The sequence below is a fragment of the Priestia sp. KCTC 13724 genome (assembly GCF_056820425.1).
Genome location: NZ_JBXDLD010000067.1, coordinates 1 through 1,236, shown reverse-complemented (window position 1 = coordinate 1,236; position 1,236 = coordinate 1). Strand labels below are relative to the sequence as shown.

At 39.7% G+C, this 1,236-nt stretch carries 1 protein-coding gene; it reads left to right on the top strand.

Annotated features, from left to right (window positions below; genetic code table 11):
• On the top strand, window positions 1–1,131 hold a 1,131-nt coding region (locus AC1UFB_RS09605), incomplete at its 5' end, for a phospholipase D-like domain-containing protein (RefSeq protein WP_482589079.1).
• Window positions 1,132–1,236 lie beyond the last annotated feature (105 nt).

Sequence of the window (1,236 nt, the reverse complement as noted above, 5' to 3'; positions counted from 1 at the left end):
TATCGGAACGACCAAATTGGTAATCGCATCACAGAACTGCTGATTGAAAAAGCAGTAAATGGAGTGCGGATTCGTTTTATTAGAGATGGTTGGGGGAGTAAAAAATTTCCGCGTCAAAAAATTCTTCAGATGGTGGAAGCAGGGATAGAATGTCGGACAATATTTCCTTTAAGCTTTCCCTGGATTTTGTCCAATTGGAATTATCGGGATCATTGTAAGATTGTGACGATTGACAGAAAGGAATCCTTTACTGGCGGTATGAACGTTGGGTATGAATATACAGGATTAAAGCCAGGCGTAGGATTTTGGAGGGATACTCATTTGCAAATTATAGGGGAAGCAACAGGCGACTTGCAGACTATCTTCGACGTTCATTGGAATATCGCTGTACCAGAACGGATAAAGTCAAAAACAAAATCTGAGGCAACGAAAAAGGCCACTAAAATCCCAAAATATAAATCAAAGGAAATCAATCCAACCGGCAGCATAGATCTTTCAAGATGGTCTGCCGAATTAGGATCTGAGTTATGGCCTATAGAAGGTAAAACAGACAATACTCAAACAAAGACAGGAGAATTGCAAAAAGCATACATCCATACGTTGGAAGGAAACCCTGGAATTCCTACACCAGTTATTCGTCAAGCTTACTTTATATGTATAACACAAGCGACCAAAACCATTGATATAACAACGCCCTACTTTATACCAGAAACAGATATTATTATGGCATTAAAGACAGCTGTGGCTCGTGGTGTACGGGTAAGATTACTTGTTCCTCGCCATATTAATCAAAAAATCGTGGGCTTTGCAAGTCGTACCTATTACGGGGAACTTATAGAAGCTGGGGTCCAAATCTACCAGTACGGTAAAGGAATGTTACATGCGAAACTGATGATCATTGATGAGGAAATTGCAGAAGTAGGCGCAGCAAACTATGATATGAGAAGTTTTCGCCTGAATTATGAAGTGTGTCAAGTCGTGTACAGTGCTGATGTGGCAGGGGAACTCACAGAGCAGTTCGAGAGGGATCTTACTGATTCTGTACCATTAAGAATTGAAGACTTGCTGCAACGATCCCTGACCGATCGCATTGTTGAACAGGGTTCTCGCCTGCTTTCTCCATTATTATAAGATGATGTATCCTGTTTTTATTGTTCTATCTTAAATCACTAGCGTCGCATAAATTTTAACCGAATTTTCTGTTTTCTTATTTTTCCTTTTATAAAGAAAAACGAA